We start from the raw sequence: 24,160 nt of genomic DNA, 5'->3' as shown, positions 1-24,160 counted from the left end.
CCAGGCGGTCCCGGAGGATTTGACTTTGGCGGCTTCGGTCCAGGAGGCTTCGGCCCCGGTGGCCCAGGAGACTTTGGTCCAGGTGGTCCGGGAGGCTTTGGCCCCGGCCCAGATGATGACCATGGTCCCGGTGAGGATGGCCCCGAGTTTGGTGACTTTGGTGGATTTGGTCCAGGCGGTCCCGGAGGATTTGACTTTGGTGGCTTCGGTCCAGGAGGCTTCGGCCCCGGTGGCCCAGGAGACTTTGGTCCAGGAGGCCCAGGTGACTTCGGCCCAGGCCCCGGTGGTGAAGGAGATTTCGGACCAGGAGGCCCGGATGACTTCGGACCGGGCGGTCCCGGAGACTTCGGTCCAGGCGGTCCCGGAGGATTTGACTTTGGTGGCTTCGGTCCAGGTGACTTCGGACCAGGAGGCCCGGATGACTTCGGACCAGGCGGCCCAGGAGACTTTGGTCCAGGAGGCCCGGGAGACTTTGGTCCTGGAGGTCCAGGTGACTTCGGCCCCGGAGGATTTGACTTTGGTCCTGGAGGTCCGGGAGGCTTTGGCCCCGGCCCAGATGATGACCATGGTCCCGGTGAGGATGGCCCCGAGTTTGGTGACTTTGGTGGATTTGGTCCAGGCGGTCCCGGAGGATTTGACTTTGGTGGCTTCGGTCCAGGAGGCTTCGGCCCCGGTGGCCCAGGAGACTTTGGTCCAGGAGGCCCAGGTGACTTCGGCCCAGGCCCCGGTGGTGAAGGAGATTTCGGACCAGGAGGCCCGGATGACTTCGGACCAGGTGGCCCAGGAGACTTCGGCCCTGGAGGACCAGGTGACTTCGGTCCCGGAGGACCAGGAGACTTTGGCCCTGGAGGCCCAGGAGATTTCGGACCAGGAGGACCAGGTGACCAAGGATTTGGGCCTGGAGGCGACCAAGGATTTGGCCCCGGAGGTGATCAAGGATTTGGCCCCGGAGGTGATCAAGGGTTTGGCCCAGGTGGTGATGAAGGATTTGGACCTGGAGGCGACCAAGGGTTTGGCCCAGGTGGTGACCAAGGATTTGGCCCAGGTGGCGACCAAGGGTTTGGCCCAGGTGGTGACCAAGGATTTGGACCAGGTGGTGATGAAGGCTTTGGGCCTGGAGGTGATGAAGGCTTTGGACCCGGAGGTGACCAAGGGTTTGGCCCAGGTGGTGACCAAGGATTTGGACCCGGAGGTGATGAAGGCTTTGGCCCTGGAGGTGACCAAGGGTTTGGTCCCGGAGGTGAAGATGGAGGTGGCCATCAAGACGGCGATGACGGTGGTTTTATAGATGACGATGGCGGCTTTGGCTTTATAGACGACGGTGGCTTTATAGACGACGGTGGTTTTATAGACGATGGTGGTTTTATAGACGACGGTGGTTTTATAGACGATGGTGGTTTTATAGACGATGGTGGTTTTATAGATGACGGTGACGATGACAACGTTGATTCTGGAAACCAGAATCCAAACGGTGGTAACGACACAATTGATGGATCTGGTTACACCATAGGCACACAGGTTTCAATACCTGTATCAACACTGCTGGCCAATGACAATGATCCAGATGGAGGAACACCAACCATTATTGGCGTTAATCCGGGTAGCGGAGGCACGGTTACCCTATCTGGCTCAAATGTTTTGTTTACACCAACAGCCTCTGGAACAGCGACCTTTAGTTATGGTTTGGGGGATGGTCAAGGAGGCAGTGGCGGTGCAACAGTAACAATCAACAATATCCCGTCAGGTGGTGGCGGACTGGATGCGGTGAATGACACAGTTGATGGCTCTGCGATGACAGCAGGGGTCCAGGAAACGGTTTCGATTGCAAGCCTGATTGGTAATGATAACGGTGGGGTATTGTCCACTGATGTAATCTCTGTGGCTGCGGTGAGCAACATCACCGGCACTCCGACCATCAGTGGTACTGACATTCTATTCACCCCGACCGCCGCTGGAACAGCGACATTTACCTATACAGTGAATGGCGGAGACAGTGCAACAGTAACAATCAACAACATCCCATCGGGTGGTGGAGACAGTACAGCACCAACGCTAACGAGCAGCACACCCGCAGATGACGCGGTTGCCGTTGCGGTAAACAGCAACATCGTGCTGACCTTCAGTGAGACGGTACAGGCAGGAACAGGCAGTATCGTAATCAAGAACAGCAGTAACAATCAGGTTGTCCAGACAATTAGCGTTAACGATGCTCAGGTTGGCATTTCCGGTAATACAGTGACAATCAACCCGACCGCAGATCTTGTAGCGGGTACGGGTTATTACATCGAGATGGCTAGTGGCGTGATCGAGGATGCGGCTAATAATCCGTATGCGGGCATTAGCGGTGCGACGACACTCAACTTCACGACGGCCTCTGGCGGTGGAGCACCAACGCTAACGAGCAGCACACCCGCAGATGACGCGGTTGCCGTTGCGGTAAACAGCAACATCGTGCTGACCTTCAGTGAGACGGTACAGGCAGGAACAGGCAGTATCGTAATCAAGAACAGCAGTAACAATCAGGTTGTCCAGACAATTAGCGTTAACGATGCTCAGGTTGGCATTTCCGGTAATACAGTGACAATCAACCCGACCGCAGATCTTGTAGCGGGTACGGGTTATTACATCGAGATGGCTAGTGGCGTGATCGAGGATGCGGCTAATAATCCGTATGCGGGCATTAGCGGTGCGACGACACTCAACTTCACGACGGCCTCTGGCAGTGTCGTTACTGGAACGGCTAACGCCGATAACCTGTTAGGTTCATCTAGCGACGAAACAATCAATGCCCTCGGCGGCAATGATCTGATCCGTCCCGGAGAAGGTCTGGATACAGTCTATGGTGGTGATGGTGATGATACCTTTGTTATCGTCGGGCTGACTGCCGCAAACCAGTATGATGAGAATGATATTCCTGCAGGGCTTTCCGGTGTAATCAGTAATTACTCATCAATTAATGGCATTACAATATCCGAGGCAGAAGATGGTGAAAGCTACGATGGTGGCGGCGGTACCGACACCCTGCATATCTACGGTACAGTTGATCTGACCAACGTAACACTAACCAACATCGAGAACGTAATAGTGCATTCTGATGTGACGTTTGGCGAAGGTCAATTAACTTCGATGGGCGTTTCAACGATAACAGGTGATGGTGGTAGTGCGATAAACATTGCCGATACTGGCGGTGCTGCAGACAACTTAACAGGTATTACCATGAGTAATCTTGGTAGTTTTGATCTGGCTAGTGGTGTTGCTGCAACCATGAATCAGAATAATGTAGATGCTATTTCAACCTTCTCAAACCAGGGGTCACTTACAAACAGTGGTGGAAGCCTGAGCTTTGCCAACCAAAATGTATACGGTAATGGTAGCGTTGATGGCGGTGCTGCCGGTGACTGGAAGAGTGGAGCAGGTGGCTTTGATCTGGCGCAGGGTATAGAGGGTATGCAGACCTTTATCGGCCTTGCAGTTAGCTCGTATAACAATGCCTATAGTGAGACATCAACCTACCCTGGTCCAGGTTATCAAGGAAACAATAGCTACCCAGCCAGCCTCAACTTCAACCTTGAGACGCTTGGCATTAACGCAGTCAATGTCAGCAATCTAACAGAGACTAATCTTGATCTCCTGGTGGGTGACCTGTCACAGGGAGAGGTTCTCTCTGGCACAAGTGCAACCAACTTCATTGTGGGTAGTAATACAGGTAATGACACTATCAGCACTGGCGGCGGCTCTCTCAACTTTGTAATGTCACAGGGCGGAGATGATACAGTCAGCGGTGGCAGTGGTACAGACTTCATTTCTCTGGGTGCTGGCAATGACAGTCTCGACTCTGGGGATGGGGATGACTTTATCACCACTAATGATATCGATTTGAACACAGGCAGCTTTAGTTCACTAGGAAATGGTACAGCAGGTAATGACACCATCAATGCTGGTAAAGGGAATGACTTTGTCCACGTGGGAGGAAATCTGCAGAGCAGCGATACAATCAACGGTGCAGATGGATCAGATTACCTTGTGTTTGGTGGTGATTATAGTGCCGGACTGACACTGGGTGCCTCTACCGTTACCAATTTTGAGACCTTTATCTTTGAGGATTCAGCCGGCTACAACATCACCCTGGATGACAATACTATTGCCAATGATGGATCTACCCTGACCGTTATGGGTGATGGTGTATCCACAGGCAATATTGTCTTCAATGCCTCTGCAGAGACTGGAACCAGTGCAAATATCACCATTCGTGGCGGCAGCAATAACGATACCCTGACGGGCGGTGCCGGTGCAGATACCATTATGGGTGGCTCAGGCAACGACACCATTACTGGTGGTGGTGGTGCAGACAACCTGATGGGTGGTCATGCTCAGAGCAATAATTATGTCAATGCTGATGGCACAGGTAATAATACTTATGTATACACAGCCTATACTGACAGTAACTACTCTGCCGGGCTGTCAGCAAGCGATACAATCCGTGGATTTGATGACAGCGACACGATCGATCTCTCCGGACTAACCCTTGTCAACCAGAGCACCGGCTCCATTCTTGATAAGGGAGATGGTCTAGATTTCAACACTCTGAACACGGCGGGATTTTTCGACAATGGTGGAAGCAACCTCTCCATAGCGGTAGGCAGTAATGGTGCAGGCCAGTTGGGCGCTGTGTTTGTTGATGTGAATGGCGACGGCGATCTATCTGCGGGTGATATGGTCATCCAGATGCACGGTGAATCGAATGCGGATGACTTTGACGCAGCGGCTGATTTTGTGCTGCCATCTGCACCATCCAAGACCCTGTCTATTGCTGATACATCAGTCACAGAGGTGAGTGGTGAAAGCGCTGTTTTGACTATCACCTTAAGCTCAGCAGCAGCAGAAAATGTCACGGTTGACTACGCCATGTCTAATGGTACAGCGACTACCAATGGTGCTGCCTTCTCGTTGGTTGCGGGTGCGAACAGCGACTACACAGCCAGTAGTGGCACAGCCACGATTGTGGCGGGTCAGACCAGCACCACAATTGAGATACCTATCTACAACGACACACTGTATGAAGGCAACGAGAACTTTACTGTGACGCTGTCCAATGCCAGCGGCGCCAACGCGACGATTGCAGATAGTTCGGCGACGGTGACGATTGTTGATAATGAAATTGCAATTGGATCTCTTGTTTCTGAAGGGCTTATCGTAGATGCCCTTACAAACTCGAGTCGTCCTGTTGACGGGCTGATTCTTGGCAGCCATTGGGATACAGTGACAGATAACGCTATTACCTATACTTTTTACGATCAGGCTATAGGCGGTACCCCACACAATTGGCAGAGTTATCAGATGGAGGCCGTAGAGGAGTCTATGCAGGCATGGTCCAATGTGATTGGCGCCAATATCCAGTATCTGCCATCAGCAAGCGCGGGATCCTACAATAATTCCAATGCGGATATTGGGCTGTTCCTCGCAGCAGGATCGTCAATTGTGGACGGCGCTTATGGCGTGACATATCTGACTGATAGCCCAGCAGCACTCAATACAGCCTATGGCACCACCTTTGCAACAGCAACGGGTGATATCTTTCTGAATGAGAATCTTGATTTTACACAATCAGCACTTCAGGTTGGCGGCAACGGTTGGAATACATTGGTTCATGAGATCGGCCACGCTTTAGGTTTGAGTCACTCTTGGGGGGGTGCGAATAATGGTTCCAATACCTCAACAAGTTTTGGTTGGGATCCAACAAGTTCAGCTGGATTGATTACAGATTCAAACTCATGGCTCTATAGCAACATGTCCTACAATGCAGCACTATGGACAGCAGGTAGTCAGGCTTCGTCTGCATCAGCCGGTAATACTGTTCCGGCAGCGTATGTGTCAGCAGATTGGGATGCTCCGGATCTTGCAAGTTCGCAGCAGTATCCACTGACAGCGTCATCAGGCGCACCTGATGGACCCATGGTGTACGACATGATGGTTGCCCAATATCTGTATGGACCGAATGCTGCGTATAATGCAGGAAACACCACATATACGATTTCAACGGCAACAGATTTGTCTGCAATCTGGGATGGTGGTGGTACTGATACGCTGGATGGGTCAGGTATTAGCGGAGAGGATATTATTCTTGATCTGACGCCAATGACAGAGAATCCAAGTAGTGCCTGGTTTAATGGTGTCAATGTCAGTGCAACATCCAATACATTAATCGGTGGTGGTTTCTCTAATGCGGGGAATTTAGCTAGTTTTTCACCCGTGCTAATAGAAAATGCGATTGGTAGCAATCAGGATGATTTGTTGATCGGTAATACAGCAGCCAACACCTTGACTGGTGGTGCCGGCAGTGACACCCTGACTGGTGGTACTGGCAGCGATATCTTTGTCTTTAACAGCCTGACGGGTTCCGATACGATCAGTGACTGGAGCAATGCTGATGACACCCTGCAGTTCTCTGCTGCAGTATTCTCTGCCGCCGGGGTAAGCGATATCAATGTAGGCAGCGCTGTAAATGCCGATGATCTTCTGATTGGAACTAATATTACAGCTGCCAGCAGTGCAGGTGAGACCTTCCTGGTTGATACCGATAGTGGCGTGCTCTACTACGATGCTGATGGCGCAGGAGTCAATAATGCAGTCCAGGTGGTGGATCTTGGTACCAGTATCACCATTGATGAAAATGATATTGTGATGATCGCTTGATGATCCTCTGGATCATGATGGATCGACATAAACACGCTCCTCCCACTATTTGGGAGGAGTTTTTTTCTGTTTTCGGTACGCTCTCTCTCTTTATTGTTCTCTCTCTGTCAACACCGCTCCATGCATCTGGTGCTGGAGAGGTGACGCTGCTCTCCCCCATTGATTGTGCCGGTAGTGACTGTTTTATCCAGCGGATGCCTGATCAACAGCTGGGCATCGGTTTTGGGGATCATCGCTGTGGCCCATTGAGTAGTAATGGTTACACCAGTACTGACTTTCGGGTGGTGCGGGTGGCTGAATTGCAGAGGAGAATTCCGGTGGTGGCCTCGCTCGGTGGGGTGGTGGAGGGGGTGCGGGACGGGATGCCGGATGGTATCTTCAGCGGCAAGAGGGCGGCTTTTTTAAAGGGAAAAGAGTGTGGCAACGGGGTCTATATTCGCCATGATGGTGGCTGGAAAACGCAGTACTGTCACCTGCGCAAGGGGAGTATTCTGGTTGTCAGGGGGGAGCGTGTGGTGGCAGGACAGAAGCTGGGGGAGATGGGTCTCTCTGGCCTTACCAACTTTCCCCATCTGGAGTTTCGGGTGCAACGGAATGGGACAAAGATTGATCCATTCACTGGAGACGTGATTGAGGCTGGATGCGGTTCTGCTCAGTCTACTCTCTGGGTGAGCAGTACCGTGGAGGGGATGATCCCGGCAGCAACACAGTTGGTGAGCGCTGGTTTTGCCAACAAGGTACCAACCCTTCCGGAGGTGGTGTTGGGGCTGCACGATAGAGGCAATGTATTGCCAGAGTCACCGGCATTGCTGTTCTGGGTTGAGGTGACAGGGGTGGAGAAGGGGGATGTGGAGCACTTTGCTATTATTGCGCCGGATGGCACCACCATGATTGAGAATATCTCTGCCCCATATGGTAGTGGGCGTGCCCTCCATCTGGGGTATGCTGGCAAGAAGCTGTCGACCCCCCTGAAGAGGGGGGAGTATACTGGGGCGTATCGGTTGGTTAGAAAGGGTAACGAGGGGGAGCAGACGGTGGTCTCTGTCCGAAGAAAAATAACAGTTACAGACAAAGAGCAATGAGAGAGCTGTTTCGACGATTTTTTGCCCATCCCGGGCTGACCCTGCAACTGATTATCACAACCTTTGTGATCGCCCTGCTGGGGCTGGCGACCTCGCTGTTTGTGATCCAGGTACTGAACCGTTTTATCTCTCATGGGGTCAACTCTACCCTCACCTCGTTGGCTGTCGGTACCCTGATTGCCGTTGTTTTTGAGCTGTCCTTCCGCTCTCTGCGCAGGCGCCTGATTGTGGCCCAGAACAGGGATGATAGTGATCGCCTCTCGGAGGCTGCCTTTTCGGTACTGTTGCAGACTCAGCAGTCTGCGCTGGATCGGGTCTCTTTTGGTCAGCGTCACGAGATTCTGCGTGGGGTCGACTCCATTCGGGCCGTGACCATGCCACAGAACGTGGCGGCACTACTCGATTTCCCTTTTGCACTGTTGTTCGTTTTTGTGTTGTGGCTGTTGAGCCCGGTACTGGCGTTTATCTCGGTTGCTGCTATGGGGTTATCTCTGCTGATGGCAATGGTTGTGCAGATGGGGGGAAGACGGGGGATAAAACAGGCACAGGAGGTCGCTGCGGAGCGGGCCGGTATTCTCGGCTCTGCAGTCTCGGCAGCCGAGACAATCCGTGCCTTCAATGGGGCCAATTTCCTCTCCCGGGGGTGGGGAGAGAGTGATTCCATGCTGGCGAGGCTGCGCAACAGACTCTTCTCCAGCCGGGACGCCCTGCAGTCGAGAATGGGGATGGTGGGGAGTCTGCAGACGGTGGCTATCGTCTCGGTGGGTGCCCTGCAGGTGGTCAATGGGGATCTTACGGTAGGTGCGATGATTGGTGCCAACATACTGGCAGGCCGTGCCCTGATGCCGCTGACCCGCCTGTCACAGATGGGGGAGACCTTCGCCACGGCAAAGCAGGCGGGAGATATTCTTCGGGAATTCATGAAGATGCCACTGGAGCGGATAAAGGGGAGCGGGCTGAAGCAGTATGCGGGCAGGGTTGAGCTGCAGGAGCTTGCCTTCTCCTATCCGGGATCCTCCATCCAGCTGTTTGAGTCGGTCAATCTGACACTGGAGCCAGGGAAGACATTGGCGGTAGTTGGTCCAAATGGTTCCGGCAAAACTACATTCGTTCGTATGTTGGTGGGGCTGCTTGAACCTGCCAAGGGGCAGATACTGGTGGATAATCTTGATCTGCGCCAGATCGCACTGCCGTGGTGGAGAATGCAGCTCAGCTATATTCCGCAGGAGCCGCTCTTTGTAACTGGAACCATTGAGGAGAATATTGCACTGGCTAATCCGAAGATTACACCGGAACGGCTGAATGAGGTGATTCGGATTGCCGGTCTGCGCCCATTCCTCGACAGCAGTCAGGATGGACTGTCGATGGTGATTCGGGAGGGTGGTAGACATCTGGCACTGGGGATTCGCCGCCGTCTGGCACTGGCGCGGGCGCTGGCAACAGGTGGCAATCTCTTTATTGCCGATGAGCCAACCGAGGGGCTGGACGGGGAGGGGAGACGCGCTGTCTATGCTCTCTTCCAGCAGCTCAGGGGCGAGGGCAAGACTATTATAGTGATCTCACATGATCAGGAGTTTCTGAAGATTGCGGACTACCTGATGGATCTCGGGGTCAAGCCAACCCCTGGAATTCAGGCCAGACAGAGTGGTAGCGGAACAGAACCGAACAAGGGCGTGGCTGCCGTCGCTCAGAAGAGGGCTGAATAGTGGCCGATCAGCAGAACAACCCACAGCATAAAGAGAGCACTGCCTCTGTAACTGGTCTTCTCCTCCTGCTGATGGCACTGGTGGGATCGGCAGGGGCGTGGATGTATCTAGCCGAACTGGACATGGTCAGTGTAGCTGAGGGGGAGGTGATTCCCAGTACCAACGTGAAGTATGTGCAGCATCTGGAGGGGGGGATCCTGAGCAGAATTCTGGTCAAGGAGGGGGAGCAGGTGAGTGCAGAGCAGCCGCTGTTTGAGCTGGAGTCCACCGCCAGTATGGCCGATGTAGAGGAGCTGGAGGTGCGACTCAATGGCCTCAGTGTGGATCTGTTCCGGTTGGAGGCGGAATCTAGTGGAGCGGAGCAGCCAGCCTATCCGGATGAATTCGAGGCCCTGCACCCGATTCTGGTTGCCCGCTCACAGATGCAGTTTGAGCAGAGGAGGTTTCGCTACTACAGTGAACGTGACTCCCAGCAGGAGCAGATCAAACAGAAGGAGCAGGAGATCGGCAAGATCAAGGCCCGGATTGCCAGTCTGCGCCCAGGTCTGGAGCTGATTGGCGAGCAGATCAGCATCAGTGAGGATCTGCTCAAGGATGAGCTCACTAACCGTTACAACCACCTCTCCCTGCTGCGTGAGAGGGAGACCATGCAGGGGCAACTGGCAGAGGATCTTGCCGGCCTTAGCGGGGCGGAGTCTGCACTGGTGGAGGCGCGGCAGAAGTATGAGCAGATCCGCTACCTGTTTGAGGAGGAGGCCCGCAAGGAGCTGGAGGAGTCGCGGCGTCAGCACGGCGAGCTCTCCAAGCGGATGAACAAGCTGCAGGATAGCCTGCAACGTACTACTTTGCGCTCTCCGGTGGATGGAGTGGTCAAGACCCTCAATATCTATACGGTGGGAGGGGTGGTCAAGGCTGGCGAGGTGCTGGCGGAAGTGGTACCCGCCGGAGATCAGTTGATTGTGGAGGCCCGTCTGCTGCCACAGGATGTCGGCTATGTGGAGGTGGATCAGCCGGCACAGGTGCGGCTACAGTCAAGTGATGCCTCCCGTCTGGGAAAACTGGACGGCAGGGTGATCTTTATCAGCCCCGACACCATGGTGCCGCAGGAGGGGGATCCATATTATCGGGTGCGGGTGGAGACCGAGCGCAGCTATTTTGAGCGTGGGGATCTGCGCTACCATCTGCTACCGGGGATGCAGGTGACCACCAGCATTATTACCGGAAAGAGGACGGTGCTGGACTATCTGCTCTCCCCGTTTCTGGACTCAATGGGGGAGTCGATGCGTGAGCGTTAATTATTGCAACAGTTTGAAATAAATGACTTGTTTTCAGTACGAAATATGTAATACTCTGAGTGCAACTGTTTTAATTCTATGAGGTGGAGTGACAACAATGAAAGGGCAAAAAATGAAAAAAATAGTATTGGGGTTGATGGTTATGGGGATGACATTTTCTGGTGTTACCGTTGCTGAGGAGCAGGCCAAACAGGCTGCGCAACCACAACAGGGGCCAAGACTACAGATATTGGGTCTGGGACAGACCACATGCAAGGCGGTAGCAGAGCAGATTACAAAAAATCAGCAGGCCTCGACCATGACCTATGGGGGATGGGTTCACGGATATCTAAGTGCAATGAATCAGGTTGCAATGACTCAACGTGGGCCGCAACTCAATATTACAGCCAACCAGGCCTGGAGTGCGATGGTAGCGCACTGCAAGAACAACCCAACTGACACATTGGTTGGCGGGTCGAACAAGCTTCGCATGGCCCTGATGCAAGCCCAGGCCCAGGCCAGACAGAAGGCTGCAGCGGCTGCAAAGGCAGCGGCTGAAAAGAAATAAGATAATCCAAGTCGGTTACAACCAAACCCACCCTTGCGGTGGGTTTTTTTATGGTCAGATGCGGGCACGTCCCCTGTTATTGCCACCACGCATTCTGGAAATAGAGAACCCGATCAACAGGGCCAGAATGGATACCATGGACCCCACCAGAAACCAGTCCCGGTCTTTTCTGTCCTGTAGTGCCTTGTTCTCCTGTTGCAATGCCTCGAGATCTCGTTTTTGAACCCGTACCTGATCACGTAGCAGGTGGTTTTCATTCTCCATCTCCAGAGCGCTTTCACTTATATCACGGATGGTATCAACCTCCTGGTTGGCTCTGTGGCTGCTCTCCTTAAGCTTTTGAATCTCTGACTCGAGGATACGTTTCTCTTGCTGGATACTGGTTATTCTGGTTTTGAGTCGGCTATTTTCCAGCTTGATTTTCATCTGTTTTTGGTTGCTCTCTATTTGCGATGATTTGGCGGTTGCGGGTAGCGGTGATCGTTTGGTGAGATAGCGGCTTGTGACCCATCCTCTGACCCCGGAGTTTGTGGTTATAAGGGTGAATCCATTTTTACTCTCGTTGCCAAGCGACACATACTCTCCGGCTGGTAGTAGCTGCAGGAGTCTGCTGGATCTGTCCGGTTCTGCACGGAGTGGTACGGGGATGCCGGAGAGGTAGCGTTCTGCGCCACTCGCCATCTGTGACAGCAGCAGAGTAAATATGATTGTTACGATTTTAATCATAATGCCTCAATCTTCTCTCTCTGAGCCTGAAGCTGTTGCTGTCTGTTGATCAGTTCCTGCAGACGGGTACGCTCTTTTTCAACGACCGCCTCGGGTGCACGCTCCACAAAGTTTGCATTATTGAGTTTGCCATTTACTCTGGAGATCTCGCCATCAATCTTCCCAATCTCTCTATCCAGTCGCTGAACCTCTGCATCCTTGTCGATCAGCCCGGAGATTGGGATCAGGATCTTCATGTTGCCAACCAGTGCTGTGGCGGACTCCGGTGCATTGGTACCATCTTCCAGAATCTCTATAGAGTCAAGTCGTGCAAGTGAGTTGAGTGTAGCCCCGTGGTTTGAGATACGTGCAATATCTTCTGCAGAGCCGTCCTGAATAAGTACAGGCAGAGGTTTTCCTGGAGGGATATCCATTTCGCCACGGATGCTGCGAATTCCAAGCACGAAGGATTTAGTCCACTCCATCTCGGCAGTGGCATCTGGATCTATTTTGGAGTTGTCTGCAACTGGATATGGTTCCAGCATCAGGCTTGATTCACCCTCGGACAGGGTTTTACCTGCAAGAGGGGCGACCCGTTGCCAGATCTCCTCGGTTATGAATGGCATGATAGGGTGGGAGAGACGGAGTATGGTCTCCAGCACCATTACAAGAGTACGCCTGGTGCCGCGCAGAGCCTCATCGCTGCTGTTGTCACTGTATAGCACCGGCTTGGAGAGCTCCAGATACCAGTCACAGTACTCGTTCCAGGTGAACTCGTATATTGCATTGGCAGCCCGGTCCAGCCTGTATTGATCTACTGCACGCACCACCTCTTCCTCGGTCTGTTGCAGACGGCTGATAATCCATCTGTCGGCGGTAGAGAGTTCAACATCCCCGCCACTCTGTCCGCAGTCCTGCTCTTCTGTGTTCATCAAAACATAGCGAGCCGCATTCCAGATCTTGTTGCAGAAGTTGCGGTAGCCCTCGATTCGACCAAGATCAAAATTGATATCACGGCCAGTTGAGGCAAGGGCTGCAAAGGTGAAGCGCAGTGCATCGGTACCAAATGATGGAATACCATCAGGGAACTCCTTGCGGGTAGCCTTCTCGATCTTCTTGCGCATCTGTGGCTGCATCAGTCCAGTAGCCCGTTTGGCGACCAGCTCGTCCAGCTCAATACCATCAATAAGATCGATAGGGTCGAGCACATTACCCTTTGACTTGGACATCTTGTGTCCGTGTGAATCTCTTACCAGCCCATGGATATATATCTCCTTGAAGGGGACATCATCCATAAACTTGAGCCCCATCATGATCATTCTGGCGACCCAGAAGAAGATGATGTCAAAACCTGTGATTAGCACGCTGGTTGGGTAGAAAGTCTCAAGCTCTGGGGTTTTTTCGGGCCAGCCAAGGGTAGAGAATGGCCAGAGGGCAGAGGAGAACCAGGTATCCAGTACGTCCTCATCCTGGGTCAGGGTTATATCTGCATCCAGACTGTATTTTTCCCTAACCTCATCCTCACTGTCTGCAACATAGATATTACCGTCGACATCATACCAGGCAGGTATACGGTGCCCCCACCAGATCTGGCGACTTATACACCAGTCCTCAATGTTGTTCATCCACTCGAAATAGGTCTTCTCCCAGTTTTGCGGGACAAACTTTATCTTGCCACTCTTTACTGCATCAATTGCGGGCTCTGCAAGAGGTGCCACCTTTACATACCACTGGTCAGTCAGGTATGGCTCGATCACAGTGTGAGAGCGGTCCCCACGCGGCACCATCAGTTTATGTGGTTCAACCTTTTCAAGCAGGCCGGCACTATCCAGATCATCTACAATTGCCTTGCGTGCATCATAGCGATCCATGCCACGATATCTCTCCGGCATCTCATCATTGATCTTTGCATCGATGGTGAAGATGTTTATCAGTGGCAGGTTGTGACGTCTGCCCACCTCGTTGTCATTGAAGTCATGTGCCGGGGTTATCTTGACACAACCGGTCCCTTTCTCGGGGTCGGCATGTTCATCACCAACAACAGGAATGGTACGGTCACACAGTGGTAACACTACGCTACTTCCAATCAGTCGGGAGAGGGTTGGATGGTCGGGATGGATTGCTACTGCACTGTCTCCCAGCAGGGTCTCTGGACGAGTAGTGGCAACAGTTACATATTCATCAGTGGCAGTGCCGTTTTCATCGGCGACAGGGTAGTGGATGTACCACATATGGCCGTTCTCCTCCTCAGAGACCACCTCCAGATCGGAGACTGCGGTATGGAGTACCGGATCCCAGTTGACCAGTCTTTTGCCACGGTAGATCAGCCCTTCATCATAAAGACGGACAAAGACCTCGCGTACCGCATCGGAGAGACCATCATCCATGGTGAAGCGCTCTCGGGACCAGTCCAGAGATGAGCCCATACGGCGCAGTTGACGGGTGATGGTGCCCCCTGATTCACCTTTCCACTCCCACACCTTGTCGATAAATGTTTCACGGCCCAGATCATGACGGGTTACACCATCTGCATTGAGCTGACGTTCAACCACCATCTGGGTGGCGATACCGGCATGGTCAGTGCCCGGCTGCCAGAGGGTGTTGTCTCCCTTCATCCGGTGGTAGCGGGTCAGGGTATCCATCAGGGTATCCTGAAAGGCGTGACCCATATGCAGTGTTCCAGTCACATTGGGTGGCGGAATCATTATGCAGTAGGGGTCGCCGCTGCCACTGGGCGAGAAGTGGCCCTGTTTTTCCCAGCTCTTGTACCACTGCTGTTCAATGGCATGAGGGTCGTATCTTTTTTCCATGGCGGGCGATTTTACCACTATTATGGCTCTTGTTTTGCGCTGACTAGGAGGCCTCTGATTAACTTATCCCAGGTTCAAGAGGTGCTGAACCAGCAGCGAAACCGGGCGTCCTGTTGCCCCCTTCTCCTTGCCCTGAAGCCATGCGGCACCAGCTATATCCAGATGGGCCCAGCGCTGTTTTTCGGTAAAGCGGGAGAGGAAGCAGCCGGCAGTAATGGTTCCAGCCTCAGGTCCACCAATATTCCCCATATCGGCAAAGTTGGAATCCAGTTGAGGCTGATACTCATCCCAGAGCGGCAATCTCCAGGTGCGGTCACCGCTCTCTTCACCGGACTGTATCAGGTCATTGGCGAGCTTGTCATCATTGCTGAGGAGCCCGGATGCGTGCTTGCCCAGGGCCACCACACAGGCGCCAGTCAGGGTGGCAATGTCGATAACCTCTGCAGGCTTGAAACGCTCTGCATAGGTGAGTGCATCACAGAGTATCAGTCGCCCCTCGGCATCTGTATTGAGAACCTCGATGGTCTGTCCGGACATGCTGGTCACAACATCACCAGGTTTTGTCGCCTTGCCACTTGGAAGGTTCTCGGTGGCGGGAATGATGGCAACAAGATTGATCGGCAGTTTAAGATCGCGGGCGGCCTGCAGGGTTCCAAGCACAGAGGCCGCGCCACACATGTCGAACTTCATCTCATCCATTTTACCCCCGGGCTTGAGGGAGATTCCACCAGAGTCAAAAGTGACCCCTTTGCCAACTAGCACAACGGGCGGCGCTTTTTTTGCCCCCCCGCTGTATGTTGCAACAATCAGTTTGGCCGGCTGATCACTTCCACGGGCAACAGATAGCAGTGCTCCCATCCCCAGCTTCTCCATCTCTTTTTCGCTGAGGACACGAACAGATATCGATTTTTCACCGCGTGCAATCTTGCGTGCCTGACTGGCAAGATAATTCGGCGTGCAGATATTGCCTGGCAGGTTGCCAAGTGTGCGCGCCAGTGAAACCCCGTCTGCAATTGCCTTACCCTCTTCGATACCCTTTTTGGCAGTTGTTAAGCCCTTGCGATCAGCAACATTAAAGGTGATCTTCTTGAGTAGCGGCCTGCTCTTTTTCCTGGATGAGGGTATATCGAATTGGTAAAGGGTGGATTCAATGGTCTCTACTGCCGTGCGCGTCAAGTGGTAGAGCTCTTGAGTATCAGTAGAGGAGAGTATGGTAGATGTTGCGAGGGTTGCACTGCGGCTACCACTCTTTCGTAGTGCCTCAACAGCAGCGGCGATCGATTTTTTGAGATCACGATTACCGGGTTTGCTCTCTGCCCCCATCCCTAGCAGAAGTATCCGCTGGGCAGATATACCATTGGGGGCGTGAAGCCACTGAACCTCTCCCGCCTTGCCCTTGTGATCACCACGATCTATCAGCTGCTGAATGGCGTCTCCTGTGGCCCCGTTTAGTGTGGAGACGGCAGATGAGAGCTTCTGGCCATGATAAATACCACAGATTATGCAGTCGCTTTTGCTCTTCTCCAATACAGCACTGGTAACGGAAAAATCCATATTTTAAATCTCCACTTTATTCAATCAGTAAAACGGATATTATTAGCGAATGGGATCAAACGTGCCAGAGAAAAAATGGGTTATCGCCCGCTTTACTACGCTCGAACGTTATCTGGTTAAGCAGGTAGTGTGGATGTGGGTTGTAGCCACCCCTGTTTTGATCACACTTCTTCTGGCTTTGCGCATAAGCAAGATGATGGCCAAGTCGGTTGCCGGACAGATTCCACTGGAGCATGTATGGCAACTGGTCTGGTTAAAGGTGCCTGCATATATGGGAATGGTCATACCGATGACACTCTTCTTTTCGGTGCTGCTAGCCTTCGGAAGACTCTATCAAGAGAGTGAGGTCACCGCTTTTCGGGCCGGTGGGGTGGATATTTTCAGGGCCTCACGCGGAGTGCGCTGGTTCTCTGTTGGAGTGGCTACAGTGGTTACCATGTTTGTGCTCTTTGTCACTCCATGGGCGCAGACAGAAATAAACAATATTCACGATGAGATTAATGCCAATGCAAATCTGGTCGGGCTGACTCCTGGGCGTTTTAAATCTCTATCGGGCAAAGGGGAGAGGATCTTCTATGCGGAGGAGATATCTGTAGATCAGCGGGACATGAGGGGGGTCTTTTTCTATGAATCGGTGCCTCCAGATAGATTTCGCATTATCACCTCAAGATTCGGACAGCTTTTGCCAAACGAGAACGGGGATGGCAAGTGGCTGGTGATGAGAGAGGGGAGGCAGTATGGCGGCCGCCCGGGCGATGCCGATGTTGAGATTGTTGATTTTGAGGAGTATGGGGTAAAGCTTGATCTGAAAAAATCGACCAGTGGAGAGCCGTCTGGACGGGCAATCCCGTTCCAGGCCTTGTGGGGCTCTGAGCGGTTACAGTACAAGGCCGAGCTACAGTGGCGACTCTCTCTTCCGGTAATGACTGTACTGCTGGTTTTTCTTGCAGTTCCACTGAGCAGAACCTCACCACGAGGCGGAAAATATGCGGGGATGGTGCCCGGTATTCTGCTCTACCTGCTGTTCAGCAATCTGTTCAATATCTCATATGGATGGATAGAACGTGGCGTGGTGGAGAGCTGGATGGGGATGAGCTGGGTATATCTCTCAATTGTGGTACTGATATTCATCCTCTACCTGCGTGACGGCATCTCCTTGAGATGGAGAGGGGGCTCATGAAGAGATCCTCTTTGGATAACAATAATATTTTGGGGTGGTATCTGGGGCGTGAGATCGTCTGGGGCGGGGTGATCACCCTGTTGAGTCTGGTCTCTATCGCCTACTTTGTCACCTTTGCCGGTGAGATGGGAAATATTGGCAAGCAGGATTTCACCACTACTACAGCGGTCTCGTTTGTACTTATGAAGATGCCGAAAATCGTGCAGGAGATGTTGCCAGCTGCGGTACTGATTGGCAGCCTCTTCTCTTTTGGAGGGTTGGCGGCATCGAATGAGCTGACCATCATGCGGGCCACCGGGGTATCCATCCTGGGGATACTGTGGCGGGTGCGCATAATTGGTCTTCTCTCTGTTCTGATCGCAGTCATTAACATGGAGCTTGTTGTCCCTGCTGCGGAGAGAGGAGCAAAAATAATCAAGGCTGAGGCGCTACATGAGTCTGTGGTGGAGTACTCCAGAGAGGTCTTCTGGTTGCGTGATGGCGACTATTTTGTGCGCATGCAGCATGTGGGCAGTGATGGATCAGTCGCCGGCATTCAATGGATGAAGATACCAGAGCCTGGTGATCTTGCCGAGGTGAGCTATGCAGATCGTGCCTTTCATGAAGGGGAGGAGTGGAGGCTGGAACAGGTGCGGTCAACGCAGTTGGATAAGAGTCCAATTGCTACAGTCAGTGCTGATGAGGCAAAACATCAGTCAACCATTTCGCATGACATTATCCGGCTGGCCTCGCGTGATCCGGTAGACCTCTCCATGGTCGAGCTCTATAGTTACACCGCTTTTCTGGAAAACAGCGGTCTTGATGCAGGCAGTTATCAGCACGCCTTTTGGGGGCGCCTGGCGATGCCGTTCAGTATGTTGGTTATGTTGGTTCTGGCAATACCATTCTCCATTACCGAGGGGCGCTCGCTCTCTGCAGGAAAAAGGGTAGTTATGGGGGTTTTTCTGGGGATCGGTTTCTATCTTCTCAACAAGGTATTGATGAACACCGGAGAGATCTACCAGTTTAACCCGATTGTGACCGCATTCCTGGCCCCCTCACTCTTCCTGTTGAGCGCTCTCTGGATGATTCGCAAGCGGGGGTTGTAGCGGTCTTTACAAGTTTTTTGGTTTCATCTGTTCCGGGGTTGGCCCTGCACTGAAGTACTCATCTGCCTCATCAATATCCATCACAACCCCATCCTCACTGCAGTTGCCACAGATCATCTCCTGCTCATAATCATTCCATCCTCGAAGGCCTGTTCTCAGTGATGTGACGTGCTTGTATCCCATAAGCTGCATGGTATGGGCAGCAAATATACTGCGGTTTCCAGAGCGGCAGGCAACAACAATTTCACGGTCACGGGCGGTGGCAAGCTCTGGAACTGTCTCTTCATAGTTCCATTCACATGCAGTCTCCAGGATCCCCCGTGGCACATTTATTGAGTTGCGAATATGCATCTTTGCAAACTCGTATGGTTCGCGCACATCCAACATCAGAATATCGTTCTCTGCGGACAGCCTATCCTTCAGATCCCATGGAAATATCTCGGTAACATGGGGGGTAAGATCTTTGATCAGTTCGGTATATAGTTTCATGATGTCTGTCTGTTAGCTCCAGATTTATGCCTTGTGTTTGGTGATGCCACGTTCTACTGCAATTACTGCAGCCTCTACACGTGAGTGTACATCCAGCTTGCGCAGAATGGATTTGACATGAAGTTTAACCGTGCCATCAGAGATGTCGAGTTCACGACCGATAACCTTGTTGCTCTGCCCCTCCGCAAGATGCAGAAGAATCTCATACTCCCTTGGTGTCAGCAGAGCCTTGAGATCATCTCTCTGGTGTGTTTTCAGGATCTCCCCCTGGGCAACACGGGCAAGCAGCGGAGTCATTGATGGGGCCACCACAACCTCTCCATTTAGTGCGCGCTCCAGTGAAGAGACCAGCTCCTCTGGCTCCATATCCTTAAGCAGATACCCTTGAGCACCACTCTGTAGCGCAGACAAAAGATCTGACTCCTCTTCGCTGGTGGTTAACATGACGACAGGGAGCGATGGCTCCCGTTTTTTTAACTCTGAAAGAACCTCTATCCCATCCATCTCCGGCATCCGCAGATCGAGCAGAACAATGTCAGGCTCCAGCTCTGTTACTAACTGCAGCCCCTCCTTGCCTGTACCTACGGCGGCCGCAAGTTGAATATCATGCCCCTGAAGCAGAGCACCGATTCCGGTGCGAAACAGGGTGTGGTCATCAATCAGTAAGACTTTCATAAGAGATCAAAAATATCTTCTTCATTACTTGCGTTGACGGTTCCGGTGATTGTAATGCGGGTACCATCTCCCGGCTCACTCTCTATTTCGAGTGTACCACCTATCGCCTCAATTCGTTGCTGCATGGCAGATAGCCCGATATGCTCCCCCTCAATTGGCCTCTTTTCGCCAGGATTGAATCCGATGCCATCATCCTCAATCAGGATCCAGAATTTATGCTCCGGGATACAGTCAGCAAGAATACGAACAGATTGTGCCTGGCTGTGTTTATGCACGTTGGCAAGTGCCTCTTGAATAACTCGCAGTAGATGTCTCTCACTCTCCAGCGGGAGCTGGATGCTCTCGCACTGATGTTGAAAATATGTGTTGATGCCGTGCTCTTTTCTGAACTCGTCAGTCAGCGTGGTTATCGCCTGGATTACACCCTGTTGGTGAATTGGAGCACGGAAATTGGCAATAAGGCTTCGGAGTTCACGATTTGCCTGATGAAGTCCTTGCTGAATATGCAAGATCTCGGAGAGATGGATGCCCGGGACGTCACTTTTATTACGCTTCCTGTCAGCCTGTTTCTGATGCTCCTCCATAATCTGGGTTCTGATTCTCAGGCTGGCCAGGGTCTGTGCCAATGAGTCATGAAGTTCATATGCAATATGGGTGCGCTCCTGATCCATTTTGCTTTTATGCGCCTCTCGTTCAAGGCGAAATTTCTCAATAGCCATGCCCAGATTCTGCCCAATATTGAGCAGCAGTCGATCCATCTCTCGACTGACATTCTGGCGCTCAGGCGAGACAAAGAGGGTGTAGACACCCAGGATTTTCTCTTGATGCTGGAGGGGGACAATGATGACCCCGTTTTTTGAACAGGGTAGCTCTACCCCATCTACATCTCGACAGTCGCACGGGTTCTCTTGATGCAGGATGGTCTGCTCGGAGAGAGCCTCTCCACAGAGGCTATTGGTTACGGGGATTATCCCCTTCTGTTGTGCCAGTTCATCATCCATTCCAATGCTGGAGAGGAGCTTCATCTGGTTGTCAGGGGTGAGCAGACGGATGGTGGCAGCATCGGCACCAACCATCTCCTTCAGAAAAGAGAGAAACCGGAGTAAAAGCTTTTGTACATTTTCCGAGCTGTTGAGGCTGGCAACTACGTCATAGAGAATTCGCAGAGAGGCAGCCTGTTGTGCAAGGTGCCTGGTCTGATTACGAACCTGTAGCTCTGTCTCTTGTTCAGAGTGGAGTAGACGCTGCTCCAGTTGATCCAGCTCAGGAATCTCCTCACCATCCGTAAAACGCCCGCGAAGCGACTCAATGAGATTGACCAGTACCACTTACCTCGTGCCCTTTGCTCTCTGTCTGACTAGTAACCGCCTTTACGACGTGACTCGGGCAGACCTGCAATCTTTCCAGCCTGCTTTGATGGCTGTTTTGGGAATAGCATATAGAGATCCTTGGACTTGAGCTTCTCGTCCCATGCCGCACCCATTGCCTTCATCATGTGACGATCGTTGGGCTGGTTGCCACCATTGTTGACAAACTCGTCACGCAGGTAGTTGACAACATCCCAGTGCTTGTCACTCATGTCGATACCCTCTGCCTCGGCGATAACTTTTGCTACATCCTCGTTCCACTCATCGATATTATCAAGATAGCCGTTTGGGTTGGTTTCGATGGTCTGTCCATTGACTTCATAGCTCATGGTTTGGTTCTCCTTGTTAAGCCAGTTACAAAATTTTCACCACCCAGAGTAAGCTACTTGGTGGCGAGTTCAGATTAATCTTTCTCCAGAATTAGATTTTCCACTGTTTTGTGGGGTAAAAACAACCCACATCCAAAATCTTTTCCCTCACTTAGCCCTCTTTGTTGCAGGGCAATAGCCTCCTTGGGGGTGAGATCAGCCAGCATAAGGCTGTGGGTGGATATTGTCTCCTCTCCTCTCTTGAGCAGGTTGGTGCGTCCACAGACCATTTTTCTGGGGTAAATTCCCCGCTCTGCAAGCTCCTGGCAAATTCTGGTCAGGAAATCATCTTCTGTCTCATTGTCATGGAAGATGGCAAAACGGGTATAAAGAGTAGTTATCGTGCTGAGCAGGCGGCTCTCTGGCCTATAGAGCTTCATGGCATGACCATCTACATCCAGTGTCACCCCATCAAGTTGTGAAATGGCCTCATCCACCCTCTGTTGTGGCAGACGTATGGTTAGTTTTGTTCTGCGGGATGGGTAGAGTAGCTCGTTGCCATCATCGGGCGATAGCCAGCCATTTCCCGACTCGGCCACCAGAATCTGGTGGAGTGCACCATTTGGTTCAGCGCTGAGCCACGGCAAATGGTTGAGGATTGCTCTGCTCAATGCCCAGCCATGGTCAACCGGCAGAGTTTTGCAATCAATACGAAAGCTGAGATCCACGACATCATCAGAGATCTCTATGGATTGTTGGCCCTGTTCCTCTTCCCAGAATGTCATGACAGCCTATATTTTTGGAATAGCCGCACGCAGCGCATCACGATCGATCCACCAGGTACCATCAGCCAGGGCATCTACTGCGGCAGATAATTTGGGGAGAAAAGAGTCAGGATTATCAAATTCATTTCCTGCCATCCAGATCTCAAACTCATCCTGATCCTTGATGTTGCGATGCTGTGCCGCAACCTCGGCCAATTTCTGGCTGGTAAAAAAGAGAATATTCTCACCATCCTGTCCCTCAGAGCGTCGATGGTCGGCGAGAAAATGAGATGTGACTGCTGCTACCGCAGCGGTATCGGATCCGGCTGGAGACTCATCTATCATGTGTTGCAGAATTGCTGTGGTGGTTTCAGGGTTGATTGGGTAAGTGACCCCTAGCCAGATGCCATGAGCCAGTGCGACCAATGAGTCTTTCTGGTCGGCCGAGACCAGAATATCTGTGGCAACAACAGCCAGCTCCCAGTTCTCATTCTCGGTGAAGGTGTTAAATGCCTCCCAGGCGGCATCCCAGGCATCCTCATTCTGCTGAAAATCCAGCATTAGAGTGCCGTAATCCAGCAGAAGCTCGGCCCGTTCAATTGATGGCGGGAGCCCCTTCAGTCTGGACTCCAGAGTGGCAAGACGCTCCTCTTTTGATTGGGCCTCATCTTCGGCAGCCATAGTTTCCACTCTCTTTTCAGTATCCATAATCAGTAAAAAGCAGCCTCCAGGCGATCTTCCCAGTTGTCGGGGGTGTCAGCGAATGGTGGACGTACATCCATCCGGAAGAAGCGCTTGTTCCTGGCTCTTGCCTGTTCGTGAACAGCCTGTACCAGATCCTCAAAGCACTCCATCTCATGCTGCTTCTCCATCAGAACTTCACTTAGGTTCAACATCTATATTTATCTCAATATGTTCAGAAAATAACCAACTGTTCCAGTATACATTAGGGGCTGTTAGAGTGGATACAAGGGGTATGTTCCCCTTAATTAGAGCAAATAGCCGTAATATAATGATTTCATTATAAACACACATTTAACCTATCCCATTGGGGATATATTGGGTATCCCGATTGCCTGTCGAAAATAGGGTGAATTGCGTTGAACAGGGCAGGTTGCTCTGACATACTTCCACTCCCAATTTAAGGAATGTCTGATATGGTGTTCCGTTGATTGTGGCGAGATTTATTTTTTGGCGTTGTGCTAATAGTTGTGCAACGAGGAAATTGACTGGTAAACGTTAAGGAGCGCCTTACAAATGTCAGAGAAGACCAAGCTAAATGCAAATATCCCTGAGCTGGATATCCCAACCCCTAACCTTGATGAGCTGGAAAAGGGCCCTTGGCCAAGTTATGTTGGCTCATTAAAGCGTATTTCTGTAGCAGACAACAAACACAGCAAAATGATGCGTGGTGTTACTGGTACCCTGGAGCAATCTTTTGTTAACCGTCGCGGTTACTGGAAGGGCGGTACAGTAGGTGTCATCGGTTACGGTGGCGGCATCATTCCTCGCTTCTCTGAGCTGAAGGATGATAGTGGCGAGACCATGTACCCTGATGCACTGGAGTTCCATACAATACGTATCATGCCTCCTGCAGGCCTTCACTATACCTCTGATCTTCTTAGAAAGATGTGTGATGTATGGGGTGAGACCGGCACAGGTCTTATATGTATGCATGGCCAGTCTGGCGATATTCTGCTTCAGGGTACTGATTCAGATGGCGTACAGGTTGCATTTAATAAGTTGAATGATACCGAGACATTTAAAGATCTTGGTGTTGAGGACTTCTGTTTTGACCTTGGTGGCGCGGGCCCAGCTGTTCGTACTTCAGCATCATGTGTTGGTGCGGCCCGTTGTGAGCAGTCCTGTTTTGACGAGGGTGACCTCCTGCAGGCCA

The 24,160-nt window shown here is 52.0% G+C and carries 18 protein-coding genes; 8 read left to right on the top strand and 10 right to left on the bottom strand.

All coding sequences use genetic code 11. The features are described from left to right. The 5 genes from H8D24_00915 to H8D24_00895 form a co-directional block, all read left to right on the top strand. Window positions 1–6,693, top strand: a 6,693-nt coding sequence (locus H8D24_00915; protein ID MBC8518955.1) for an Ig-like domain-containing protein, incomplete at its 5' end; no start/stop codon positions are given. Then, window positions 6,693–7,775 carry a M23 family metallopeptidase gene (locus tag H8D24_00910; GenBank protein MBC8518954.1) on the top strand — a complete coding sequence of 361 codons (1,083 nt, stop codon included), beginning with the start codon at window positions 6,693–6,695 and terminating at the stop codon, window positions 7,773–7,775. The genes H8D24_00915 and H8D24_00910, both read left to right, overlap by 1 nt. Continuing rightward, window positions 7,772–9,481 (top strand): ATP-binding cassette domain-containing protein, encoded by a 1,710-nt coding sequence (locus H8D24_00905; GenBank protein MBC8518953.1) that lies wholly within the window; start codon window positions 7,772–7,774, stop codon window positions 9,479–9,481. Before H8D24_00910 ends, H8D24_00905 begins: the two co-directional genes overlap by 4 nt. Continuing rightward, window positions 9,481–10,776, top strand: coding sequence for an HlyD family type I secretion periplasmic adaptor subunit (locus H8D24_00900; GenBank protein MBC8518952.1), 1,296 nt, complete (start codon window positions 9,481–9,483; stop codon window positions 10,774–10,776). The genes H8D24_00905 and H8D24_00900 overlap by 1 nt, the downstream gene beginning before the upstream one ends. Window positions 10,777–10,888: 112 nt before the next feature. After that, window positions 10,889–11,323, top strand: coding sequence for a hypothetical protein (locus H8D24_00895; GenBank protein MBC8518951.1), 435 nt, complete (start codon window positions 10,889–10,891; stop codon window positions 11,321–11,323). A 54-nt stretch (window positions 11,324–11,377) separates the two neighbouring features. Here the strand turns inward: H8D24_00895 and H8D24_00890 are convergent, their stop codons facing one another. The 3 genes from H8D24_00890 to H8D24_00880 all read right to left on the bottom strand — a co-directional run bounded on the left by H8D24_00890 (window position 11,378) and on the right by H8D24_00880 (window position 16,392). Then, complete coding sequence (locus tag H8D24_00890) at window positions 11,378–12,049, bottom strand: TIGR04211 family SH3 domain-containing protein (GenBank protein ID MBC8518950.1); 672 nt, start codon at window positions 12,047–12,049, stop codon at window positions 11,378–11,380. Beyond that, window positions 12,046–14,838 (bottom strand): valine--tRNA ligase, encoded by a 2,793-nt coding sequence (locus H8D24_00885; GenBank protein ID MBC8518949.1) that lies wholly within the window; start codon window positions 14,836–14,838, stop codon window positions 12,046–12,048. Before H8D24_00885 ends, H8D24_00890 begins: the two co-directional genes overlap by 4 nt. Before the next feature lie 63 nt (window positions 14,839–14,901). Beyond that, on the bottom strand, window positions 14,902–16,392 hold the full coding sequence (locus H8D24_00880) for a leucyl aminopeptidase (protein MBC8518948.1): 1,491 nt from the start codon (window positions 16,390–16,392) through the stop codon (window positions 14,902–14,904). 49 nt (window positions 16,393–16,441) lie between these two features. Between H8D24_00880 and lptF the strand changes: the two genes are divergently transcribed. Together lptF and lptG are read left to right on the top strand one after the other, a co-directional pair. Beyond that, entirely contained in the window at window positions 16,442–17,572 is a 1,131-nt protein-coding gene (gene lptF / locus H8D24_00875) for an LPS export ABC transporter permease LptF (GenBank protein MBC8518947.1), read from the top strand. Then, window positions 17,569–18,660, top strand: coding sequence for an LPS export ABC transporter permease LptG (gene lptG, locus H8D24_00870; protein MBC8518946.1), 1,092 nt, complete (start codon window positions 17,569–17,571; stop codon window positions 18,658–18,660). Before lptF ends, lptG begins: the two co-directional genes overlap by 4 nt. A 6-nt stretch (window positions 18,661–18,666) precedes the next feature. Here the strand turns inward: lptG and H8D24_00865 are convergent, their stop codons facing one another. The 7 genes from H8D24_00865 to H8D24_00835 all read right to left on the bottom strand — a co-directional run bounded on the left by H8D24_00865 (window position 18,667) and on the right by H8D24_00835 (window position 23,159). Then, window positions 18,667–19,149, bottom strand: coding sequence for a rhodanese-like domain-containing protein (locus tag H8D24_00865; GenBank protein MBC8518945.1), 483 nt, complete (start codon window positions 19,147–19,149; stop codon window positions 18,667–18,669). A gap of 24 nt (window positions 19,150–19,173) precedes the next feature. Further along, window positions 19,174–19,824, bottom strand: coding sequence for a response regulator (locus H8D24_00860; protein ID MBC8518944.1), 651 nt, complete (start codon window positions 19,822–19,824; stop codon window positions 19,174–19,176). Beyond that, entirely contained in the window at window positions 19,821–21,152 is a 1,332-nt protein-coding gene (locus H8D24_00855; GenBank protein MBC8518943.1) for a GAF domain-containing sensor histidine kinase, read from the bottom strand. The genes H8D24_00860 and H8D24_00855 overlap by 4 nt, the downstream gene beginning before the upstream one ends. A 29-nt stretch (window positions 21,153–21,181) precedes the next feature. Further along, window positions 21,182–21,520, bottom strand: a complete 339-nt coding sequence (locus H8D24_00850; GenBank protein ID MBC8518942.1) for a TusE/DsrC/DsvC family sulfur relay protein — start codon at window positions 21,518–21,520, stop codon at window positions 21,182–21,184. 74 nt (window positions 21,521–21,594) lie between these two features. Beyond that, window positions 21,595–22,284 carry a type I-MYXAN CRISPR-associated protein Cas6/Cmx6 gene (cas6, locus tag H8D24_00845; GenBank protein ID MBC8518941.1) on the bottom strand — a complete coding sequence of 230 codons (690 nt, stop codon included), beginning with the start codon at window positions 22,282–22,284 and terminating at the stop codon, window positions 21,595–21,597. A gap of 6 nt (window positions 22,285–22,290) precedes the next feature. Then, window positions 22,291–22,944, bottom strand: a complete 654-nt coding sequence (locus H8D24_00840) for a hypothetical protein (protein MBC8518940.1) — start codon at window positions 22,942–22,944, stop codon at window positions 22,291–22,293. Between the two features lie 29 nt (window positions 22,945–22,973). After that, window positions 22,974–23,159 (bottom strand): sulfur relay protein DsrC, encoded by a 186-nt coding sequence (locus tag H8D24_00835; GenBank protein ID MBC8518939.1) that lies wholly within the window; start codon window positions 23,157–23,159, stop codon window positions 22,974–22,976. Between the two features lie 361 nt (window positions 23,160–23,520). Between H8D24_00835 and H8D24_00830 the strand changes: the two genes are divergently transcribed. Further along, a partial coding sequence (locus tag H8D24_00830; GenBank protein ID MBC8518938.1) for a hypothetical protein occupies window positions 23,521–24,160 on the top strand: 640 nt, incomplete at its 3' end.

The sequence above is a fragment of the Candidatus Thiopontia autotrophica genome (assembly GCA_014384675.1).
In the GTDB taxonomy this organism is placed as follows: Bacteria; Pseudomonadota; Gammaproteobacteria.
Note: the sequence above shows the minus strand (reverse complement) of the source record. Positions and strands in the feature narration are given on the sequence as shown.